General features: G+C 68.9%; 14 protein-coding genes, 1 other RNA gene and 1 riboswitch. Of the genes, 2 read left to right on the top strand and 13 right to left on the bottom strand.

The features are described 5' to 3' along the window. Nucleotides 1-95 precede the first annotated feature (95 nt). Nucleotides 96-1,040 carry a LysR family transcriptional regulator gene (locus CHB84_RS21075; RefSeq protein ID WP_089303401.1) on the bottom strand — a complete coding sequence of 315 codons (945 nt, stop codon included), beginning with the start codon at nt 1,038-1,040 and terminating at the stop codon, nt 96-98. 72 nt (nt 1,041-1,112) lie between these two features. Between CHB84_RS21075 and CHB84_RS21080 the strand changes: the two genes are divergently transcribed. Next, nucleotides 1,113-2,084: an EamA family transporter gene (locus tag CHB84_RS21080; protein ID WP_089303402.1), complete on the top strand. Its 972-nt coding sequence runs from the start codon at nt 1,113-1,115 to the stop codon at nt 2,082-2,084. Here CHB84_RS21080 and CHB84_RS21085 read toward each other — a convergent pair. The 12 genes from CHB84_RS21085 to gcvT form a co-directional block, all read right to left on the bottom strand. Next, on the bottom strand, nt 2,006-3,049 hold the full coding sequence (locus CHB84_RS21085; protein ID WP_089303403.1) for an ABC transporter ATP-binding protein: 1,044 nt from the start codon (nt 3,047-3,049) through the stop codon (nt 2,006-2,008). The two genes, CHB84_RS21080 and CHB84_RS21085, sit on opposite strands and share 79 nt — an antisense overlap. Continuing rightward, entirely contained in the window at nt 3,046-4,077 is a 1,032-nt protein-coding gene (locus tag CHB84_RS21090; protein WP_089303404.1) for an ABC transporter ATP-binding protein, read from the bottom strand. The genes CHB84_RS21085 and CHB84_RS21090 overlap by 4 nt, the downstream gene beginning before the upstream one ends. A gap of 4 nt (nt 4,078-4,081) precedes the next feature. Next, nucleotides 4,082-5,050, bottom strand: a complete 969-nt coding sequence (locus tag CHB84_RS21095; protein ID WP_425432326.1) for an ABC transporter permease — start codon at nt 5,048-5,050, stop codon at nt 4,082-4,084. Then, nucleotides 5,047-6,051 (bottom strand): ABC transporter permease, encoded by a 1,005-nt coding sequence (locus CHB84_RS21100; RefSeq protein ID WP_089303406.1) that lies wholly within the window; start codon nt 6,049-6,051, stop codon nt 5,047-5,049. Before CHB84_RS21100 ends, CHB84_RS21095 begins: the two co-directional genes overlap by 4 nt. Before the next feature lie 115 nt (nt 6,052-6,166). Beyond that, entirely contained in the window at nt 6,167-7,840 is a 1,674-nt protein-coding gene (locus tag CHB84_RS21105) for an ABC transporter substrate-binding protein (protein WP_089303407.1), read from the bottom strand. Between the two features lie 187 nt (nt 7,841-8,027). After that, nucleotides 8,028-8,624, bottom strand: a complete 597-nt coding sequence (gene recR, locus CHB84_RS21110) for a recombination mediator RecR (protein WP_089303408.1) — start codon at nt 8,622-8,624, stop codon at nt 8,028-8,030. Between the two features lie 25 nt (nt 8,625-8,649). Further along, nucleotides 8,650-9,021, bottom strand: coding sequence for a YbaB/EbfC family nucleoid-associated protein (locus CHB84_RS21115; protein ID WP_089303409.1), 372 nt, complete (start codon nt 9,019-9,021; stop codon nt 8,650-8,652). Between the two features lie 169 nt (nt 9,022-9,190). After that, nucleotides 9,191-11,350, bottom strand: coding sequence for a DNA polymerase III subunit gamma and tau (locus tag CHB84_RS21120; RefSeq protein ID WP_089303410.1), 2,160 nt, complete (start codon nt 11,348-11,350; stop codon nt 9,191-9,193). 114 nt (nt 11,351-11,464) lie between these two features. Then, nucleotides 11,465-11,559: signal recognition particle sRNA small type (ffs, locus tag CHB84_RS21125), an RNA gene on the bottom strand. 120 nt (nt 11,560-11,679) lie between these two features. Continuing rightward, entirely contained in the window at nt 11,680-12,681 is a 1,002-nt protein-coding gene (gene lipA / locus CHB84_RS21130; protein ID WP_089303411.1) for a lipoyl synthase, read from the bottom strand. Nucleotides 12,682-12,719: 38 nt separating this feature from the next. Continuing rightward, on the bottom strand, nt 12,720-13,991 hold the full coding sequence (gene glyA, locus CHB84_RS21135; RefSeq protein ID WP_089303412.1) for a serine hydroxymethyltransferase: 1,272 nt from the start codon (nt 13,989-13,991) through the stop codon (nt 12,720-12,722). A gap of 66 nt (nt 13,992-14,057) precedes the next feature. Continuing rightward, nucleotides 14,058-15,155, bottom strand: a complete 1,098-nt coding sequence (gcvT, locus tag CHB84_RS21140; protein WP_245818879.1) for a glycine cleavage system aminomethyltransferase GcvT — start codon at nt 15,153-15,155, stop codon at nt 14,058-14,060. Between the two features lie 216 nt (nt 15,156-15,371). Continuing rightward, nucleotides 15,372-15,466, bottom strand: a riboswitch (glycine riboswitch). A gap of 375 nt (nt 15,467-15,841) precedes the next feature. Between gcvT and CHB84_RS21145 the strand changes: the two genes are divergently transcribed. After that, the gene (locus tag CHB84_RS21145) at nt 15,842-17,116 is read left to right on the top strand and encodes a M14 family metallopeptidase (RefSeq protein WP_176440078.1); all 1,275 of its coding nucleotides are present in this window, start codon (nt 15,842-15,844) and stop codon (nt 17,114-17,116) included. Nucleotides 17,117-17,265 lie beyond the last annotated feature (149 nt).

The following is a 17,265-nucleotide window of genomic DNA, read 5'->3' on the forward strand; positions in this document are numbered from 1 at the left end:
CCTCATCCACGCCGCACAATCACCACACGCCTGACACAGCCGGCACACCACCCCCACCTACCGCGCACACCACCCACACAAACCCGAGGAGAACCTCATTCAGCGCCCGGGGTGCTGGTGACGGCGGTGGCCTCGGCGCTGAGCATGTCGAGGACCGCGGAGACGGCGGGGCGGGTCGGTCCCCCGGCCCGGAGCACCGCCTCGATGTGCCGTGCCGCGCGGATCCCGGCGAGGGGACGCCGGACCAGGCGGCCTCCCCGGGCAGCCATGGAGTACCTCGGCAGCAGCGCGACCCCGTGCCCGGCAGCCACCAGCGCCTCGATCACCCGGAAGTCGTTGATGCGCTGCACGACGTATGGGTGCATCCCGGTGCGAATCGCCACGGACCGCAACACGTCGTCCGCGGGGAAGCCGACGTCCACGCTGATCCACCGCTCGTGCGCGAGATCGGCAAGCTCCACCTTGTGTTTCGCCCCGAGCCGGTGGCCGTGCGGCAGCGCGATGTCGAACGGTTCCCGTAGCAGGTGCACCACACGCAGCCTGCTCGCGTCCTCGCCGGCGGCACCCGACGGCGAGTCGAGTGCCTCCGCGTGCTCGTCCCTGTGGGTCAGCACGATGTCGAAATCCGCGAGCAAGCCGGGGACCTCGCCCGGCGTCAGCTCCACACCCGATGACTCCACCTCGAGGTCGGTGACCTCGGCGACCCTGTGCAGGAACCCCGGGAGCAACATCAACGCGGCCGAGGGGAACAGCGCCACCCGCACGCGCCCGCGCGGCGCGCTGCGGTAGGTGTCCACATCCGACTCCGCGCGCTCCAGAGCGGCGAGCACCTCGTCCGCGCGGGCCACCAGCGCACGTCCGGCGTCGGTGAGCCGCATCCCCCTGCCCGCCGGCTCGGTCAGCGGGACCCCGACCTCCGCCTGGAGCGCCCGGAGCTGCTGGGACACGGCCGAAGGCGTGCAATGCAGCGCCTCGGCGACCGCGGTCACGCTCCCCCGGTCGGCGAACTCGCGCAGCGTGCGCAGCTTGGGAATGTCCATACAGTAATACTACAAATACTTTACAATTATTTTCGCTTGTGCTTTATATTTCCTCGCACCACTCTCGGTAGCGTGGCTTCCCACGATCGCTTCCTTGCCGTCGTCATCGCCCTGCTCTGGGGTATGAACTTCATCGCCATCGACATCACACTCGGGCACTTCCCGCCGCTGCTCGCGGCTGCCCTGCGATTCACCCTGATCGCCATCCCCGTGGTGCTGTTCGTGCCACCACCCCGCGTACCGCTGCGGTGGTTGCTCGGTTACGGGCTCGGTACAGGCACGTGCCAGTTCGCGTTCCTGTTCGTCGCCATAGAACTCGGGATGCCCGCGGGCCTCGCCTCCCTCGTCCTGCAGGCCTCCGCACCGTTCACGGTGCTGCTCGGTGTGCTCCTGCTTGCAGAGCCGGTGCGCCCCGTCGCGGCGCTCGGCGTGGTGATCGCGGCCGCGGGCATGGCACTGATCGGATGGCAACGGTTCGAGCACGCCGCGTTGTTGCCGATGGTGCTGACCCTGCTCGGCGCGCTGAGCTGGGCGGCGGGCAACCTGTGCGTGCGCAAGGCCCGGCCGGACAGCGCCCTGCGGTTCACGGTCTGGATGGCGGTCGTGCCACCCCTTCCGCTGCTGACCCTGTCCCTGCTCGCGGAGGGGCCGGGCACCGCGTGGCGCGCGGTGAGCACGATCGACTCCGCGCAAGGCTGGGCCGCTCTCGGCGGCCTGGCTTACGTCGCGCTGTTCGGCAGCGTGATCGCGGCCGCGCTGTGGGCGGTGCTCATGGGGCGCAACCCGGCGGGCACCGTCGCGCCGTTCTCCATGCTGGTACCGGTCGTCGGGATGTCCGCGGCCTTCGTGCTGCTCGGCGAGCGCCCCACCGCCGTCGAGCTGTTCGCCGCCCTGCTGGTCATCGGCGGTGTACTGCTCGGCTCCAGGCCCGCTCGAGGTGACACCGACGCGACGCACCGCGAGCCTCATGCCCGTGGCGGGGTATCCGAGGCCACATCCGCCGAACGCGGCCGCAGCTCGCCTGCCAGGATCTCCTCGGCGTAGTGGCAGGCCACCCGGTGTCCAGGGGCCACCTCGCGCAGCTCCGGGCGTTCGGTGTCACACCGCTCGGGTTGCCGCCACGGGCACCGGGTGTGGAACCGGCACCCGCTCGGCGGGGAGGACGGCGACGGGAGGTCGCCGGGGATCAGGATCTGCTCCCGCGCGTCCTCGACCACCGGGTCCGGGATCGGCACAGCGGACAGCAGCGCCTTGGTGTAGGGGTGCATCGGCTCGGTGTAGAGCTCGTCCGCCCCTGCCTCCTCCACAAGCCCGCCGAGGTACATCACCCCGATCACGTCGGAGATGTGCCGCACAACAGCGAGATCGTGCGCGATCACCAGGTAGGTCAGCCCGAATGCCGACTGCAGCTCCTCGAGCAGGTTCAGCACCTGGGCCTGCACCGAGACGTCCAATGCCGACACCGGCTCGTCACAGATGATCACGTCGGGCTCCAACACCAGAGCACGCGCGATACCGATCCGCTGGCGCTGCCCGCCGGAGAACTCGTGCGGGTAGCGCGACAGCGCGTTGCTCGCCAAGCCCACCCGCTCCAACGTGTCGACGATCTTCGCACGGCGATCGGCCCTGCTCCGGCCGATCCCGTGGACCTCGAGCCCTTCGGCCAGGATCGACTCCACGTTCTGACGGGGGTCGAGGCTGCCGAGCGGGTCCTGGAACACCATCTGCAGCCGGCTTCGGGCGCGCCGCATCTGCTCGCCCGACAGCTCGGCCAGGTCGGTTCCCTCGAAACGCACGTGCCCCGAGGTGATGTCGACGAGCCGCAACACCGCCCTGCCCAGCGTGGTCTTGCCACAACCTGACTCGCCGACCAGACCGTAGGTGCTGCCGGCCTCGACGGAAAGCGAGACACCGTCGACCGCATGCACGTACCCGACGGTCCGCTCGAAAACGACCCCGCTCCTGATCGGGAAGTGCACCTTGAGGTCTTCCAGTTCGAGCACGCTCATCGAACGTTGTCTCCCTCCGCGACATGGCCGTGCCGGTCGGCATCTGCCGGGCCGGGGTCGAGGTTCACCGGGTTGACGCAGCGGTGCTGGTGGCCCTCGCCCGCGGGTACGAGCTCGGGCGTGCCGGTCAGGCACTCCATCGTGTAGTGGTCGCAGCGGGGCGCGAACGCGCAGCCGTCGTTCCAGTCGATCGTGTCGTTGATGGAGCCGCGGATCGGGGTAAGCGCCTCGCCGCGCGGGGCGTCGAGCCGCGGGACCGAGCCGAGCAGTCCCGCCGTGTACGGGTGGTGCGGGTTCGCGAACAGCTGCTGCCTGCTACTCGCCTCGATCACCCTGCCCGCGTAGAGCACGTTGATGTTGTCGCACAGCCCGGCCACCACTCCCAGGTCATGGGTGATCATGAGCAGCGAGGTCCCTTCCGAGCGCACGAGCTCACCGAGCAGGTCGAGGATCTGGGCCTGGATGGTGACGTCGAGGGCCGTGGTCGGTTCGTCGGCGATCAGCAGGCGCGGGGCGCACGCGACGGCCATCGCGATCAGCGCCCGCTGGCGCATTCCCCCGGACAGCTGGTGCGGGTACTCCGTCAGCCGCCGCGCGGGGTCGGGGATCCCGACCCGGTCCAGCAGCTCGGCGGCACGCTCCCGGGCGGCCTTGCCCCGCATACCCTTGTGGCGCCTGAGTGTCTCGGTCACCTGCCTGCCGATCGGCACAACGGGGTTGAGCGAGGACAGCGGATCCTGGAAGATCATCGCCAGCTGGCTGCCCCGCATGTCCCGCAGCCGCCGTGCGGGCAGCGACCGCACGTCGATGCCGTCGAAGTGTACGCGGCCACCGACCTCGACCCCGCGGCTCGGCAGCAACCCCATGAGTGCCAGCGAGGTCACGCTCTTCCCGCAACCGGACTCGCCGACGAGCCCGAGCACCTCGCCCTCGTCCATGCCGAACGAAACCCCGTCGACGGCACGCACCGGCCGCTTGTCGTCTCCGGTGAAGGTGACCGAGAGGTTGTCGACCGTCAGCAAGGGCATGCGATCACTTCCGCAGTTTCGGGTCGAGGGACTCCCGCATCGCTTCACCGAGCAGCGTGAAGCCGAGTGCGGTGATGATGATGGCCACGGCCGGGTACATCGCCAGCTCCGGCGCCCCGACGAGGAACCGCTGCGCGTCGGCGAGCATGGCTCCCCAGTCCGGGGTGGCCGGATCCGGGTTCCCGAAACCCAGGTACGACAGCGCGGCGGCCTCGATGATCGCCGTGGCCAGGGTCAGGGTCGCCTGCACGATGACCGGCCCCAGCGAGTTCGGCAGGATGTGCGAACGCACGATCCGCGGCCTGCGGACCCCGAGCGCCGTCGCGGCGAGTACATAGTCCGAATGCGACTGAGCGAGCATGGATCCTCGCAGCAGCCTGGCGAAGATCGGTACCTGCGCCAGGCCGACAGCCACCATCACCGTGGTCAGGCTCGGCCCGAGTATCGCCGCGATGCTCACCGCGATCAGCAAGGCGGGGATGGCCAGCATCATGTCGATGAAACGCATGATCACCGCGTCCAGCCGCCGACCCCATGCCCTGCCGAGGCTCACGGCCGCCCCTGCGACCCCACCGAGCATCGCGCCCGCGGTGAACCCGAGCAGGGTCGCGACCACGCCGACCAGCAGCGAGTTGCGCGCCCCGACCAGCATCCTGGAGAGCTGGTCGCGTCCGAGGTGGTCGAGCCCGAACCAGTTCTCCCCGCGGGGTCCGACGAAGACGTTCTGGTTCGGCATGACCTCCCTGCCCCACAGCTGCGCCCCGGGCTCGTAGGGCGCGACGAACGGCGCGATGACCGCGACGAACAGGAACGCGCCCACGATCACCGCGCCGGAGATCGCCATGGGGCTGCGGCGTAGCCTGCCGAACGTCTCCCGCAGCAGGCTCGCGCCCTCGGCGTCGCCGTCCCGCTGCGCGGTGAGCTCGGCGAGCCGATCGACCTTGTTCACCCTGTCTGTCCCCAGAGCCATCAGCGCACCCGCACTCTCGGATCGAACAGCGTGTACGACAGGTCCACAAGGAGGTTGACGACCACATAGATGATCGCGATGAGCATGAGGAAGCCCAGGATCGCCGGGTAGTCACGCTGCTGGGTGGACTCGTAGATGAACGAGCCGATGCCGCCGAAGGCGAACACGCTCTCCGTCAGCACGGCACCGGCCAGCAGGCTGCCGGTCAGCAGGCCGATCGCGGTGATCACCGGCAGCATGGCGTTGCGCAGCACGTGCCGGGTGCGCACCACCGTCGGTTGCAGCCCCTTGGACTCGGCGGTCCGGACGTAGTCCTGGCCGAGTACCTCGAGCACGCTCGCCCGGGTCATCCTGGTGATCACCGCGAGTGGGATGGAGGACAGCGCCAGTCCGGGCAGGATGAGGTGGCCGAGCGCGCTGACCGTGACATCGAACTCCCCGGTGAGCACGCTGTCCAGCACGCGAAAGCCGGTGATCTCGGTGAAGCGCGCTCCGGCGCCGAGCCGGAACGCCGAGGGAAGCCACCCGAGCTTCTCCGCGAAGACGACCTTGAGCATGGCCGCCAGGAAGAACACCGGGATGCAGATGCCGAGCAGCGAACCGGCAACCGCGCTCGAGTCCAGGAAGCTGCCTCGCTTGCGCGCCGCGAAGTAGCCGAGCGGGATGCCCACGCACACGGCGATGAGCATGGCGGCGATCGCCAGCTCCGCCGTCGCGGGGAACCTGGTGGTGAACTCCTCCATGACGGGCCTGCCCGTCTGCAAGGAGTTGCCGAAGTCGAACTCCCCCAGCCGTTTCAGGAACAGTCCGTACTGGACGATGATGGGCTCGTTGAGCCCGAGGGACTCACGCAGTGCCTCCCGCTGCTGGGCGGAGGCGTCATCCGGCAACAGTGTGTTCTCCGGCCCACCCGGAAGTAGCCGTAACCAGAAGAACAGCAGGATCGACAGCCCGAACAGCGCCGGAATCAGTTGCAACAAGCGCTTGAGGATGTAACGGAACACGGTCTCTCATTCACGGTCGAGGTCGCGCGTGCGATCGCGAGCGGTCACCGCGCGGGGTGCCTGCGACCTGTGCCGTCCGGGCACGTCACGCAGAGCACCCCGCGCGGCGGGGCCGTCACTCTTCCGCGAAGCTGACGTCGGCGAACACTTCCTGGGTCAGCGGGGAGACGTCCATCGGCTCCACGTCCGGCGCGAAGGCGATGGCCGGAGGTGAGCTCGAGATGGGCAGGCCCGGCAGGAAGTCCATGATGACCTCGTTGGCCTCGGCGAGCTTCCCGGCCCGTTCCTCCGGGTCGGGAGTGCGATCGATCTCGCTCATCAGGTCGAAGATCTCGTCGTTCTCGAAGCCCCACTCATCGCTCGGCCGGTCGAACCAGGTTCCGAGGAAGTTGTAACCCTCGTTGAAGTCACCCGTCCATCCCAGCAGGTAGAGGCTGCACTGGCCGCTGTTGGTCGCCGGGATGTACTGGTCCCACTCCATCGGCTTGGGGTCGATGGACAGGCCCACCTCCTCGAGGTCGCTGGAGATGATCTCGAAGATGTCACGCACCGCAGGCATGTACGGGCGCGAGGTGTCGGTGACGTAGCAGAAGTCCACCGTCAGACCGTCGACCCCCGCGTCGGAGATCATCTCCTCGGCGAGCTCGGGATCGTAGTCATAGGTGGTGACGTCCTCCGACCATCCGTCCACAGTGGGCGGCATGAACTGCGAGGCGACCTCGCCACCCTCCGGCAGGATCGTGTCCACGATTCGCTGCCTGTCCACCGCGTGTGCCATCGCCTGGCGTACCTCGAGGTCGGCGAACTCCGGGGTCGTCTCCTGCTGGAACGCCAGGTACAGGATGTTGAACACGTCTCGGGTCGGCACCTGGAAGCCGTTCTCCTTCAGCGGCTCGACGTCACCCGGAGCGGCGAGGTCGTAACCGTGGATGTCCCCGGCCTCGAGCGCCTGCCTACGTGCGGTCTCCTCCGAGATCGTCTTGAAGATCAGCGTCTTCACCTTGGCGTTGTCGCCCCAGTAGTCGTCGAACCGCTCCAGGGTGATCTCCTGTGAGCCGTGATCCCAGCCGGAGATCTGGTACGGGCCGGTGCCTGCCAGTACCCCTTCACCCTGGGTGTAGTCCGGGAAGGCGGAGTCCGCGCTCGTGATCTCGTCGTCCTCGATCTGCTCGAGGCTGCCCGGGCTGAGGATGGCGAAGGTGGCCATGCTGAACGCGCCGGGGTAGCTCGCAGACGGCTCTGCCACCTCGATGGTGACGGTCAGCCCGTCGGCGGTACACGAGCGGAACTTCTCCTCGGTGTCCACGCCTTCCTCGTTCTCGGCGAACCCACCGAACATGTTCTGCCAGTAGTACGTGAAGTTGGTGTCCTGGTAGGCGCCCTCGAAGTTGTGCCACCGGTCGAAGTTGGCGCACACGGCTTCGCCGTCGAGCTCCTCGCCGTCATGGAATGTCACGCCCTCACGGAGCTGGAATGTCCACTCCAGCCCGTCGTCGGAGGACTCCCAATCCTCGGCCAGGCCACCGACGATCTCCTTCCCACCCGGTTCGTGGTCGAGGAGGGTGTCGTAGATCTGCCGCGTGACCCGGAACGTCTCCCCGTCGGTTGTGAAGATCGGATCCAGGGTCCGCGCATCGGTCGGCACACCGAAAACGAACGGCTCGGTCTCATTGCGATCACCGTCCCCGGTGTCACGCTCGGACTCGCATCCTGCCAACGACACTGCGAGCGCACCGACGATCCCGATCAGGGCCGTACGGCCGAGCCGCGTCACCCGCGATTGGAGCATGTCTGCACCCCTTGCACATGGTCGGTTCCCGCCCCAAGCGACCCGTTCGGGCCGCGCCAGGCGAACTCATGGGCGCAGACACTAGCGCCAACCGTTCGTTCAGTTAACCACTTGAGGTCACGATCCTGCTACGGAGTGGCACAGCTGTGCCACTGGCGGAGATGCGCAGCCCGGTCGCCGCGGGCCGTCACAGCGCGCGGCGACCGGACAGGGCACGGCCGAGGGTGAGCTCGTCGGCGAACTCGAGGTCGCCGCCCATGGGAAGCCCCGAGGCCAGCCGGGTCACCGTCAGGCCGGGGAAGTCCCGCAGCACCCGCACGAGGTACGTCGCTGTGGCCTCACCCTCGGTGTTCGGGTCGGTGGCGATGATGACCTCGGTGACCTCGTCGGAGGAGATCCGGGCCAGCAGCTCCCGCATGCGTAACTGGTCGGGGCCGACCCCGGAGAGCGGGTCGAGGGCTCCACCCAGCACGTGATAGCGCCCCTTGAACTCGCGCGTGCGTTCCACGGCGAGCACGTCCTTGGATTCCTCCACGACGCAGATCACGTTCGGCTCTCGCCGCTCGTCACGGCAGATGCGGCACTGTTCCTGCTCGGCGACGTTGCCGCACGTCTCGCAGAACTGCACTCCCTCTGCGACCTTGCCGAGCACCTCGGCGAGCCTGGTGATGTCCGCGGGATCCGAGCTGAGCAGGTGGAACGCGATGCGCTGCGCGCTCTTCGGCCCGACCCCTGGCAACCTGCCCAGCTCGTCGATGAGGTCTTGTACTACTCCCTCGTACAACTCCCGCTCCGCTCCCGTTGGTCGGTTACTGAGCGGAACCCGGCAAGCTGGGACCGCCCAGCCCGCCGAGATCCATCCCGCCGCCGAGTCCACCGGCGAGCGGGCCAAGTTTGTCCTCTGTGAGCTTCTGCGCTGCCGACATGCCGTCGCGTACGGCCGCAACCACCAGATCCGACAGCGTCTCGGTGTCCTCCGGGTCCACCACGCTCGGATCGATGGTGAGGTCCTTGAGCTCGAGCCCGCCCGTGACGACGGCGCGGACCATACCGCCCCCCGCCGAACCGGTCACCTCGGTGTCCGCGAGCTCCGCCTGCGCGTTCTGCAACTGCTCCTGCATCTGCTGCGCCTGCTGCATGATCTGCTGCATGTCGGGCATGCCACCACCTGGCTGCACCATGATTCGGCCTCGATCCTTCCGCCGTCGACGTCTCGTGTTCGCCGCCCTGGGCCCGCTCGCCTGCTCGCACCCAGCCCGCCGGGCGTGCTACGTCCAGCTTAACCGCTGATATGACTCGGGCTCCGTTCCGACCGCCGCAAGACGGCCACGGCAGCCGCGAGCCGGGCTGTCACTCGAGCTGGCGCGCTCCCAGCTCGTCGGACAGCAGCTGGTGTACCGACACGCCCTGCTGCCCGGAACCGCCCGGCGGCTCCGGATCCGGCTCGGGATCCGGCTCCTCGGGCGGCAACGGGATGTCGTCGTCGGCACCCGCCGCGTACGCGGCGGGACCGGGCGGTTGGGGCTCTGTGCGCTGCGGTTCGGTGCGCTGCGGTTCGGTGCGCTGCGGTTCAGCGCGCTCCGGTTCCGGGCGCGCGGCATCCGGTGCCTCCTGCGACTCCGTCACCGGCTGCCGGCTCGCCGCTTGCCGCTCCGGGGCCGGGCTGTGCTGCTGTGCCTGCTCGGGGGACTGCTGAGTCTGCTGCCGGGTCTGTTGCTGGGTCTGCTGCTGGGTCTGCTGCTGGGGACGCTGCCGGTCCGCTTGCGGAGCCGCACCGGCCTCGCCGCCCGCGTGGACGCACGTCACCTCCCACTGGCCGCCGAGAACCTGGTGAAGTGCGGCCGCGACGGCATCGGTGTTGCGTTCCTCGGACAGCCGCCGCGCGAGCGGCGCCGCCGTATGCGAGAGCACAACGGACGAGCCGTCCACGCTGTGCACGGTGGCGTTGGTCAGCATCGCCTCGGTACTCCTGCTGCTCTTGCGCACCTCCGCGAGCAGTTGCGACCAGATACCGCGCAGCGCGGTGGCGTCGATGCTGCCCGGTTGTGCCGGGCCCTGCGACGGCTCCTGGGGTTGCTGCGGCTGAGGCTCCGGTTCCGGGGACGCCTGCGGTTGTGGCTCCGGTGGAGGCTCCTCCCGCGGCCGCGCTTGCCGGGCCGCCGCGGGAGCGGCGTCCTGTTCGTCCTGTTCGGACGGTCGTTCCTGCTGGGGTCGCTGCTCGCCCGCCTGCTCGCCACGTCGAAGGGGCTGCTCCTGTCCCGGCTGCGCGGAGTCCTGGTGCTGCTGGGGCGCAGCCCGGCGCTCCTCGCTCGCCCGGTCGGCGGGCTCCCCGGCCGCAGCGGCCCCTCCGGCGGTCACCCTGCGTTCCAGCCGCTCGACCCTGTGCAGCACGGCAGCCTCGTCATCGGTGGCGGCGGGCAACATCATCCGCGCGCACAGCAACTCGAGCAGCAGCCTGGGCGCGGTAGCGCCGCGCATCTCGCGAAGTCCGTTATGGACGATCTCGGCGTACCGGGTCAGCGTCCCGAGGCCGATCCGGTCCGCCTGAGCGGACATCCGGTTCAGCTCTTCCTCCGGCGCCGCGACGAGCCCCTGCTCGCCCGCGTCCGGGACCGAACGCAGCAGGACGAGGTCGCGCAGGCGCGTCAGCAGGTCGGTGGCGAACCTGCGCGGGTCGTGCCCGGCCTCGGTGAGTCGCTCGATCGTGCCGTACACCGACGCGGCATCCTCCGCGGACAGCGCGTGGATCATGTCGTCCAGCAGGGCCGAGTCGGTGAAGCCGAGCAGCGCCACGGCGCGGTCGTAGGTCACGCCTTCCGGGCCTGCCCCCGCGAGCAGCTGATCCAGCACCGACTGGGTGTCCCGTGCCGATCCCGCACCTGCCCGGATGACCAGCGGGAACACCGGAGGTTCCACCGTCACGCCCTCGGCGGCGGCGTTGCGCTCCAGCAGCTCACGCATCGCCCCCGGTGGGATGAGCCGGAACGGGTAGTGATGCGTCCGCGACCGGATGGTGGTCAGCACCTTGTCCGGCTCGGTGGTGGCGAAGATGAAGATCAGGTGTTCCGGCGGCTCCTCGACGATCTTGAGCAGCGCGTTGAAGCCCTGCGCGGTGACCATGTGCGCCTCGTCGATGACGAACACCCGGTAGCGGGACTCCGCGGGCGCGTAGAACGCGCGGTCCCGGAGCTCGCGCGCGTCGTCGACGCCACCGTGGCTGGCCGCATCCAGCTCGATCACATCGATGCTGCCCGGCCCTTCCGGGGCGAGGTTGCGGCAGGAGTCGCACTCCCCGCACGGCTCGTCCGTCGGACCCTGCGCGCAGTTCAGCGAGCGCGCCATGATCCGCGCCGAGGACGTCTTGCCACAGCCACGGGGACCGGAGAACAGGTACGCGTGGTTGATCCGGCCCGCGGCGAGCGCCGTCCGCAGCGGGACGGTCACGTGATCCTGGCCCACGACCTCGGCAAAGGTCGCCGGCCGGTACTTGCGGTACAGAGCGAGGGCCACGCCGTGAGGATACCGGCTCCACCAATGCGGTCTCCGGTTGGTGGGGTAGATCTCCAGCGGGCTCGGCACTGCCTGCGATGGGCACCACCCGGCCGTCGACAGCCGACCGTGCCAAGAAGGGGACCCCGCGCACCCGCCAGAGCCTGCTTATCCTTGCTGCCTTCCGGCCCTGGGGAGGTTCACAGGGTGGACGCCGCGCGGGGTCCACGTTCCAGTGTAGAGGCCGCGTCGCCGCCGCGCCCGAGCGGGTGTGGTGGGAGCCGAAGGTGACCTCGGGCTCCTTCTAGGAACCCGAGGTCACCTTCGGCTCCCACCCCGCAGCGGCTGGGTCAGCCGGACAGCAGGGTGCGCGCTTCCTGGGCGGCCGGTCCGGCGGAGGCGAGGTGCTGCAGGTTGTCCGGGATCGGCTCACCACGGTGCCGCTTCGTCTGGGCGTACAACTTGCCTGCCCGGTAGGACGACCGCACCAGCGGCCCGGCCATCACCCCGGCGAAACCGATACGCTCGGCCGCCTCGGTGTGCTCCACGAATTCCTCCGGCTTGACCCACCGGTCCACGGGATGGTGCCTGGCCGACGGCCGGAGGTACTGGGTGATCGTCACGATCTCGCAGCCCGCGTCGAACAGGTCGGCCAGCGCGGGCTCGACCTCGTCCGGGGTCTCGCCCATGCCCAGGATCAGGTTCGATTTCGTCACCAGACCGGCCTCCCGCGCCTTCGTGAGCACCTCCAGCGAGCGCTCGTAGCGGAAGCCGGGGCGGATGGACCGGAAGATCCGCGGCACCGTCTCGGTATTGTGCGCGAGCACCTCCGGTTCGGAACCGAACACCTCGGCCAGCTGGTCCGGCTCCGCGTTGAAGTCCGGGATCAGCAGCTCCACCCCGGTACCCCGGTTGAGCTGGTGGATCTGCCGCACCGTCTCGGCGTACAGCCACGCACCGCCGTCCGGAAGGTCGTCCCGGGCCACGCCGGTCACCGTGGAGTAGCGCAAGCCCATGGCCTGCACACTCTCGGCGACCCGGCGTGGCTCGGTGGTGTCGAGCTCGGCAGGCTTGCCGGTGTCGATCTGGCAGAAGTCACACCGCCGCGTGCACTGGTCCCCACCGATGAGGAACGTGGCCTCGCGGTCCTCCCAACACTCGTAGATGTTCGGGCAGCCCGCCTCCTCGCAGACCGTGTTCAGCCCCTCGCGCCGCACCAGGCCCTTGAGCTCGGTGTACTCCGGCCCCATGCGCGCCCGGGTCTTGATCCACGACGGTTTCCGCTCGATCGGCGTCTGCGAGTTCCGCACCTCGAGTCGCAGCATCTTGCGACCCTCCGGGGCAACGCTCACGGTTCTACCTCCAGGGACCTCGGCGGGACGGTTCGGGATTACCGAACGTCCGGGTACAGCGGGTGCTTCCGCGCCAGCAACTCGACCCGCTCGGCAAGCGCCTTCTGTGTGGCGTCGTCGAAACTGGGCTGCAACGCGGTAGCGATGATGTCAGCCACCTCGGTGAAGTCTTCCGTACCGAACCCGCGTGCCGCCAGGGCGGGGGTGCCGATCCGCAGGCCCGACGTCACCATCGGTGGGCGCGGGTCGAACGGCACGGCATTGCGGTTGACCGTGATGCCGATCGAGTGCAGGCGGTCCTCGGCGTTCTTGCCGTCCAGCTCGGAGGCCACCATGTCGACGAGCACCAGGTGCACGTCGGTGCCACCGGAGGAGACCTTCACGCCTGCCTCCGCGCAGTCGGAGGCCGACAGCCGCTCGGCGAGGATCCGGGCGCCGTCGAGTACACGCTGCTGGCGCTCGCGGAACTCCTCGCTGGCGTTGATCTTGAAGCCGACGGCCTTGGCCGCGATCACGTGCTCGAGGGGGCCGCCCTGCTGACCGGGGAACACCGTGGAGTTGACCTTCTTGGCCAGCTCCTGGCCACACATGATCACGCCACCGCGCGGGCCGCCGAGCGTCTTGTGCGTCGTCGTGGTCACCAGGTGCGCGTGCGGCACCGGGTTGGGGTGCAGGCCCGCGGCGACCAGGCCTGCGAAGTGCGCCATGTCCACGAGCAGGTAGGCGCCCACGGCGTCGGCGATGCGGCGGAACTCGGCGAAATCGAGCTGGCGCGGGTACGCCGACCAGCCCGCGATGATCATCTTCGGCTGGTGCTCCCTGGCGAGGCGCTCCACCTCGCCCATGTCGATGCGGCCCGACTCCTTGTCCACCTGGTAGGCGACGACGTTGTACAGGCGGCCGGAGAAGTTGATCTTCATCCCGTGTGTGAGGTGCCCGCCGTGCGCCAGGTCCAACCCCATGATCGTGTCGCCCGGCTCGAGCACCGCTGCCATCGCCGCGGCGTTGGCCTGCGCACCCGAGTGCGGCTGCACGTTCGCGTGCTCCGCGCCAAACAGCTCGGTGACGCGCTTGATGGCCAGTTCCTCGACGACATCGACGTGCTCGCAGCCACCGTAGTAACGCCGGCCCGGGTACCCCTCCGCGTACTTGTTGGTCAGCACCGAACCCTGGGCTTCCAGCACCCCGACCGGCGCGAAGTTCTCCGAAGCGATCATCTCCAGCGTCGACTGCTGACGGGTCAGCTCGGCGTCGATCGCCGCGGAAACCTCCGGGTCAACGGTGGCAAGCGGTGCGTCAAACGAGTTCATGCTGTGGCCTCTTACTCCTCGATCAGTTCTGCACTTGTCGGTTGTCCCACTGTGCCCGTCCGCCGGTCACGACCGCCGGTAGAAGGGCAGCGCGACAACCTCGACGGGCAGGCTCTTACCTCGCACGTCGACGGACAGTTCGGTACCCACATCGCTGTACTCGACGGGCACGTACGCCATCCCGATCGGATACCCCAATGTGGGCGACAGGGCGCCGCTGGTCACCTCTCCGATCGACTCGCCGCCGTCCGGTCCGACAACAGGATATCCCGACCGCGGGGCGCGGCGCCCCGAACCGGCGAGCCCGACAAGGACGCGCTGCGCCACTGCCTCCGACCGTGCCGCGAGCGCGTCGCGGCCGACGAAGTCGCTGGCCTTCTCGAACTTCACCAACCGGCCCAGCCCCGCGTCGAAGGGGGTCAGGTACTCGGTCAGCTCGTGCCCGTACAGCGGCATTCCCGCCTCCAGGCGGAGGGTGTCCCGGCACGCCAACCCTGCGGGAAGCAGCCCGTACTCCTGCCCGGCCGCGCTCAGCGCGTCCCAAACCTGCCGCGCCTGCGCGGGCGCGCAGTACAGCTCGAACCCGTCCTCGCCGGTGTAGCCCGTACGGGCCAGCAACAGGTCCACACCATCGATAGTGGCCGGCATACTGGCGTAGTAACGCAGCGAGTCGAGATCGGCGTCGCTGACGGCGCGCACGATGTCCGCCGAGGCCGGCCCCTGCACGGCGATCAGGGCGTAATCGGCCGAGCGGTTGGTGACCTCGACGTCGAAACCCGCGGAACGATCCGTCAGCGCGGTGGCGACCACCTCGGCGTTGGCCGCGTTGGCCACCACCAGATAGAGGTCCTCCTCCAGCCGGTAGGTGACCAGATCGTCGAGCACACCACCCGCGGTGTTGCACAACACGCTGTACCGCGCTCGCCCGACCTTGACCGTGGCCAGGTTGCCGACGAAAGCGTAGTCGAGCATGTCCGCGGCCTGCGGCCCGCGAACCTCGATCTCGGCCATGTGCGACAGGTCGAACAGACCGGCCGACTCCCGAACCGCGCGATGCTCGGCGAGCTCGCTGCTGTAACGCACGGGCATGGACCAGCCCGCGAAATCCGTGAACGAGGCGCCCAGCTCGCTGTGCACCTCGTGCAAGGGGGACGGGGTAGACACGCCAGACCTCCTCAACGGGGCTCGATCAGCCACTGACCAGCCACTGAACGGCTGCATAAGGGGTGGGAGATGCGCATACGGAGCTCCTCGGGTTCGTACTGATCGGAACTCCCCCTCTGTCATGAACCTGAGAGCTTCGCCTGCAGCGCTGCTGCCCAGCGCGGGCAAGGCTTGCACCGTGGGTGAGGCGCGGTGCGCCTGCTTTCCAGAGTGGCCTGGCCTGAAGCGGTATCGGATGCCTGAGAGTTTGGTGGGGATCTTGCTCCTTCGGCGCCCCGCCGCGCTGGCGAGGTCTCTCCCGCTCCGGCTCGTACGACCCGGTATGCAGTTGTATTCCACGCCTAAACGTACGCGCTCGTCCCTCGCCAGTCCACTGCAGTTCCGACATTCGTTGGTTGTGACACACCTGACGACCAGGCTACATCTGGTACGTCACACCACGACAACGCCGCAGGCGACACCGGTCGGCCACGCACCGGCCGGCCGGTGTCGGCCACCCGCCGGGTAGCTGGGGCGCGGAGCACTCCCGCCGAGGGAGTGGAGGGCACTCGACTTCTGGGGGCGGCCCGGACGGCGTGGTCGTGACAGCCGGCTGCGGGTGACGCACCGCACCACCGGACGGCCACCGGTGGTGGGCAACCCGGCGTAGCGACGCGGGTGCTCCCCACGACTCCTGGAGGCAAGCAGTGCTCACCAGACGACTCGCCCGGCACCGCGCGGCAACGCTCATCGCGGGCGCCGCGGGCCTCGCACTACTCGCCCCGCTGGCGGTCACGGCGGATGCGACGGAGGCCACCCACGGGCAGGCACAGGACTCGAGCGGGAGCGAGACCGTCATCCTCGTCCCCGGGGCCGACACCCCGGCCGAACGCACCGAGGTCGCGCGCACCGGTGTGGACGTCCTCCACATGGACCAGGACGGGCTGGCCGTGCGTGCCACGGACCGCCAGGTGGCCGAGCTGCGCGCGCGGGGGTTCATGCCCCAGCGGCACCAACCGGTGTCGATCGCGGCCCCACCGCCTGTCGACGACGCGTACCACGCCTACGAGGAGATGACCGCCGTGCTCAGCGACACTGCTGCCGAGCACCCGGACATCACCGAGCTGACCAGCGTCGGCACCTCGTACGAGGGGCGTGATCTGCCACTGATCACGATCAGCGACAACCCCGCACAGGACAGCGCCGAACCCGCCGAGCCCGAGGTGCTGTTCACCTGCACGATGCACGCCAGGGAACACCTGACCAGCGAGATGTGCCTGCGGATCGTCACCCGGTTCACCTCGGAGTACGGCACCGGCCCGGAGGTCACCGAGCTGGTGAACGAGCGGGCGATCCACGTGCTGCCGATGGTGAACCCGGACGGCGCCGCGTACGACGTCTCGGGCGAACGGTACAAGGGCTGGCGCAAGAGCCGGATGCCGCACTACTGGGGCTCCGTCGGTACCGACCTCAACCGCAACTGGGCGTACAACTGGGGATGCTGCGGCGGGTCCAGCGGATACCCTCGCTCGAATACGTACCGGGGACCGGAACCGTTCTCCGACCCCGAGACGCGGGTGATCGCCGAGTTCGTCAACTCCCGGGTGGTCGACGGGCAGCAACGCATCGCCGCCCATGTCGACTTCCACAGCTACGGTGAGCTGGTCCTCTGGCCGTTCGGTTTCACCGCAGCGGACACCCCGGACGGAATGACCGAGGAGGAGTACCAGCGGTTCGTCGACGTGGGCACGGCGATGGCAGACACCAATGGCTACGAGCCGATGCAGTCCAGCGACTTCTACATCACCGACGGCACGGTGAACGACTGGATGTGGGGCGAGCACGACATCCTGAGTTTCACCTTCGAGATGTACCCGAGCGGAGGGGGCATCGACGGCTTCTACCCACCGGGTTCGGTGATCGAGAAGGAGACCGCGCGCAACGACGCCGCTGTCGACCTGCTCCTGCGCGAGGCCGGCTGAGTGTGCGCTGAATGACGCTTTCAGTCCATGAGAAGGACTGAAAGCGTCATTCAGGGGACTCCTCAGGTTTGTGTGGGGAGTGTGATGGTGATGCCTCCGGCGCAGAGGTAGATCATGGCGATGAGGGCGGTGGGGCTGTGGTGGCCGTA

This window comes from Haloechinothrix alba, from assembly GCF_900188115.1.
Lineage (GTDB): Bacteria > Actinomycetota > Actinomycetes > Mycobacteriales > Pseudonocardiaceae > Haloechinothrix > Haloechinothrix alba.

Excerpts from the sequence above, each read along its gene's own strand:
- CHB84_RS21115 (WP_089303409.1), bottom strand. The coding sequence starts at position 9,021 with ATGGTGCAGCCAGGTGGTGGCATGCCCGACATGCAGCAGATCATGCAG.
- glyA (WP_089303412.1), bottom strand. The coding sequence starts at position 13,991 with ATGAACTCGTTTGACGCACCGCTTGCCACCGTTGACCCGGAGGTTTCC.
- CHB84_RS21075 (WP_089303401.1), bottom strand. The coding sequence starts at position 1,040 with ATGGACATTCCCAAGCTGCGCACGCTGCGCGAGTTCGCCGACCGGGGG.
- CHB84_RS21090 (WP_089303404.1), bottom strand. The coding sequence starts at position 4,077 with ATGCCCTTGCTGACGGTCGACAACCTCTCGGTCACCTTCACCGGAGAC.
- CHB84_RS21105 (WP_089303407.1), bottom strand. The coding sequence starts at position 7,840 with ATGCTCCAATCGCGGGTGACGCGGCTCGGCCGTACGGCCCTGATCGGG.
- CHB84_RS21085 (WP_089303403.1), bottom strand. The coding sequence starts at position 3,049 with ATGAGCGTGCTCGAACTGGAAGACCTCAAGGTGCACTTCCCGATCAGG.